This is a genomic window from Actinomycetospora sp. (genome assembly GCF_055612215.1).
In genome coordinates, this window is record NZ_JBVPVA010000993.1 from 1 (window position 1) to 3,972 (window position 3,972).

Here is a 3,972-nt window from a genome sequence, read left to right on the forward strand (position 1 = left end):
CCGGGGCCGGCGCGGGCGAACAGCGTCTCGAGCGTGTCGTTCTGGACCCCGCCGAACCCCAGTCCCACGAGCCCGGCCCCCGCGACCACGGCCACCGTCCCCACACCGACCAGTCCCCACGCGACGACCCCCGCGCCGGCCGCGGCGAGGACCAGGGCCGGGGCGGTGACCCGTCCGGTCAGCCCGAGGCGGTCGCCGAGCTCCCCGGAGACACTGCGCCCGACGAGCTGTGCGGCGGTCAGCGCGAACAGCGCGCCGGCCGCCACCCCCGCGGGCTGCGCGAGCGGCAGCACGGTGATCACCCCGCCCGCGCTCGCCGCGCACACGAGCATCACGAGCCACGGGGCGACGGCCGCGACGAGGAAGGGCCGTCCCGCCGTCGACGGGCCGTCCGCGGCCGGCTCCGACGGCGGGGGCGCCACCCGCCGGGGCAGCAGGGCCATCGCCGGGATCGCCAGGGTGGGGAGCAGCGCGCCGGCCAGCAGCACCGGCACCGGTCCGAGTCGCGCCCACGCCCACACCCCGCCGGTGAGCAGGACGAGCTGCGGTGTCCCGATCGCGATCCCGTAGATCCCGGTCGCCCGGCCGCGCACCCGGGCGGGCACGAGGTCGGAGACCAGCGCCGCGCCGGTCACCGTCAGGACCCCGAAGCCGGCGCCGCGCAGCACCGCCACCGGCATCGCCAGCCACGCCGACGGCGTCAGCACCAGCAGGGCCGCCGGCGCCCCCAGCGCAACCGCCGCGCCGATCAGCGCCGCGCGGTGCCCCACCGCACGCAGCAGGGCGGGCACCCCGAGCTGGGTGAGCACCGTCGCCGCCATGAAGACGCCGGTCACCGACCCCGCCAGCGCCGGGCCGGCCCCACCCGAGGCGACCCAGAGCGGCAGGACGGGCAGCAGCAGGGCGTAACCGCCGAACGCCGCGAGCGTGGCGGCGAGGACCGCGAGGAAGGGGCGGGAGACCAGGGGCGACCCGTCGGCCACCGAGGTCAGGAGTGCGCGTCGACCGCGGCGGAGATCCGGGCCGCCAGGTCGGGGTCCTTCGCGGTGAGCCCGCCCTCGGAGTGCGTGGAGAGCCGGAACGTCAGCGTGGCGTAGCGGATGTCGATGTCCGGGTGGTGGTCGGCGTCCTCCGCGGCGTCGGCGACGGCGTCGACGGTGGCGATCGCCGCGCGGAACGACGGGAGCTTCGCGGTGCGGACGATCTCGTCGCCGTCGCGCTCCCACCCGGGCAGCCGTGAGAGGGCGTCGGCGACGGCGTCGTCGGAGAGCAGGTCGGCCATGGGGTCATCCTGGCACGCCGCGTCGGGCCCGGTCAGCGCGTCGGGGCGCCCTCGGCGACGATGATCGGGTGCAGGTCGTGGTGGGGGCGGCGGTCGTCGTCGACGGGAGACTGCTGGCGGCGCAGCGCGCCGAGCCGGCGGACATGCGGGGGCGCTGGGAGCTGCCCGGCGGCTCCGTCGAGCCGGGGGAGTCCGAGGCGGCGGCGCTCGTCCGGGAGCTCCACGAGGAACTGGCCCTGCCCGTGGTGGTGGGGGAGCGGCTCGGGCCGGACGTGCCCGTCGAGGGGCGCGGGGGCGCGGGTCTCCTGCTGCGCTTCTACCGGTGCACGCCCGTGGACGGCGCCGTCCCGCGCGCGCTGGAGCACCTCGCGCTGCGCTGGGTGGGCCCCGAGGAGCTCGACGAGCTCGACTGGCTGGCGTCCGACCTCGCCCTGCTCCCGCACCTGCGCGCGGCCCTGGATGCCTCCGGCTCGTGAGCACGTGTCCGCCGCACGGCACGGACGACTGCGCACGAGCGCGGAGCGCGCCTACGCCGCGCGGGCCCGCTTCACGGCCTTCGCCAGGTCCTTGCCCGTGAGGCCGGACTCGGCGGCGCGGGCCGCCCGCATGAGGACGACCGGGCAGCCCTTGCAGCGCGGGGTGGAGCGGCAGCACTTCTTCTTGATCCGCTTGGCGCCGGTGATCGCGCAGGCCTGCTGCGGGCTCAGCCGCTCCGGCGTGCGCTCGGGCACCGCGCGGACGCGGCCCCGGTCGCGGTCCCGGGGGCGCAGCCGGGACAGGGCGTCGACCCAGCCCGCCGTCGTCCTCGTCGCCGTGGCCATGAGGTGAGGCTAACCTGAGCAGTACCCGCCACGGAAGGCCCGGCGGCGTCGGTGTCGGTACCCCGTGCCACGATGACGATCCCGCACCCCAGCAGGCCGCGGGCCCGACGACGGCGTCGCTCGGGCACCGGCGGAGAGGCTCGTCCCCACCCCGACATGGCCCCGACATCCCCAGCGGTCCCTCGCGGCGCGAGGTCGTCTCGCCGATCGCGGGGCGGCCGGGCGCCGGGTGCGAGGACGCTGTGCGCGGGGGTGCTCCTGGTCCTGGCGCTCCTCGCCGGGTGTGCCGGGTCGCCGCCCCCGGTCGTGGGGCAGGCCCCGACCCCGGCGCCGGCGAAACCGCAGCTCGAGCCGGACCCCACGCAGCTGCGGATCGGGGTCGACGACCTCGGGGTCGGGTTCAACGTGCACCGCATCGCCGACCTCACGCCGACCAGTAGGACCACGGCCGCGCTGGTCCTGCCCTCGGCCTTCCGCGTCGGGGCCGACGGCGTGCGCCGCATCGACCCGACGGTCGTGACGTCGGCGCGGGTCACCTCCACTGATCCGTTCACCGTCTCCTACGAGATCCTCCCGGCGGCGGCGTGGTCGGACAACGCCCCGATCGCCGCGGAGGACTTCGTCTACCTGTGGCAGCAGATGCGCTCGCAGCCCGGCGTCGTGGACGCGGCCGGGTATCGCGCGATCTCCGACGTGCGCTCGCGGGCGGGGGGCAAGGCCGTCGACGTCGTCTTCGACCGGCCCTACCCGGCGTGGCAGACGCTGTTCGACGCACTGCTGCCCGCCCACCTGCTCAAGGACGCGCCCGGCTCCTGGGGCGGGGCCCTGCAGGACAGCATCCCGGTGTCCGGCGGGCCGTTCGCGATCCGCCTCGTCGACCGCATCCGGGGTCAGGTCACCCTGGCCCGCAACAGCGTCTACTGGGGCCCGCCGACGGTGCCGGACCAGGTCGTCCTGCAGGCCGCCGACCACGCCTCGCTGATCGACCGGGTCCGCACCGGCGACGTCCAGGTCACCCAGTTCCGCTCGGACTCCTCCGACCTGGCCGCGCTCACCGCGCTCGGGGCCGCCCCGCCCGGCCCCGCGGGGCCGCTGGCCGTGCGCACCGTCCCCGAGGCGAGCCAGGTGCAGCTCGCGCTGCGCAGCGACGACGGTCCGCTCGCCGACCCGCGGGTCCGCCGGGCCGTGGTCTCCCTGCTCGACCGGGACGCCCTCGTCGCGGCCGGCACGGGCGGCGGCCCGGCGGCGGGCCTGCGCGCCGACGCGTTCGCGACCGCGCCCTCCGAGCCGGGGTACGCGCCGACCCTGACGGCCGACTCCCCGGCCCGCGCCCCCGATCCCGCGGAGGCGGCCCGCCTGCTGGCCGCCGCCGGGTACGTCCGCGGCTCCGACGGCCGCTGGTCGATCGACGGGCGGACCCTGCGCCTGCGCCTCGCCGCACCACCGCAGGCCGCGCCCTACGGCCGCCTGATCGCCACCCTCGCCAGCGAGCTCAACGCGGCGGGCATCGGCACCACCGTCGTCGCGGACTCCGGGGCGAACCCCTTCCCGCCCGGCCGCGGGCCGATCCCCTCGAGCACCGCCGCGACGCCCGCCACCCCGTCGACGCCGGGACCGCTCACGTCCTCGGCGCTCCCGGGCACGACGACCACCTCGCCCGCCGCGCCGCCGACGCCGACGACCACGACGACACCGCCCGCGCCGTCGGAGACGACCACGTCGGTGCCGCCGATCCCGAAGTCGACCTCGGACATGGTCGTCGCCGACGTCACGGTGCTCGCGCTGCCCGTCGGCGGGGACAAGATCGCCGACCTCGACTCGATCGTCGGCTGCCCCGGCCGCCAGGCCCCGACGACGTCGGGCGTCTCG

Annotated in this window: 5 protein-coding genes; 2 read left to right on the top strand and 3 right to left on the bottom strand. The window is 77.6% G+C overall.

Annotated elements, in window-relative coordinates; all coding sequences use genetic code 11:
* Both AC0CYZ_RS26970 and AC0CYZ_RS26975 read right to left on the bottom strand, forming a co-directional pair.
* The coding region (locus AC0CYZ_RS26970; protein WP_472221110.1) for an MFS transporter at window positions 1-983 on the bottom strand (983 nt) is incomplete at its 3' end.
* Between the two features lie 5 nt (window positions 984-988).
* Entirely contained in the window at window positions 989-1,282 is a 294-nt protein-coding gene (locus AC0CYZ_RS26975; RefSeq protein ID WP_472221112.1) for a 4a-hydroxytetrahydrobiopterin dehydratase, read from the bottom strand.
* A 68-nt stretch (window positions 1,283-1,350) separates the two neighbouring features.
* Here AC0CYZ_RS26975 and AC0CYZ_RS26980 point away from each other — a divergent pair, with 68 nt between their 5' ends.
* The gene (locus AC0CYZ_RS26980; RefSeq protein WP_472221114.1) at window positions 1,351-1,758 is read left to right on the top strand and encodes a (deoxy)nucleoside triphosphate pyrophosphohydrolase; all 408 of its coding nucleotides are present in this window, start codon (window positions 1,351-1,353) and stop codon (window positions 1,756-1,758) included.
* A gap of 51 nt (window positions 1,759-1,809) precedes the next feature.
* On the opposite strand, the gene AC0CYZ_RS26985 is transcribed toward AC0CYZ_RS26980, so the two are convergent.
* The gene (locus AC0CYZ_RS26985) at window positions 1,810-2,103 is read right to left on the bottom strand and encodes a hypothetical protein (RefSeq protein ID WP_472221116.1); all 294 of its coding nucleotides are present in this window, start codon (window positions 2,101-2,103) and stop codon (window positions 1,810-1,812) included.
* A 252-nt stretch (window positions 2,104-2,355) separates the two neighbouring features.
* On the opposite strand from AC0CYZ_RS26985, the gene AC0CYZ_RS26990 reads away from it, so the two are divergent.
* Window positions 2,356-3,972 (top strand): ABC transporter substrate-binding protein (locus AC0CYZ_RS26990; RefSeq protein WP_472221118.1); only part of this gene is annotated, 1,617 nt, incomplete at its 3' end.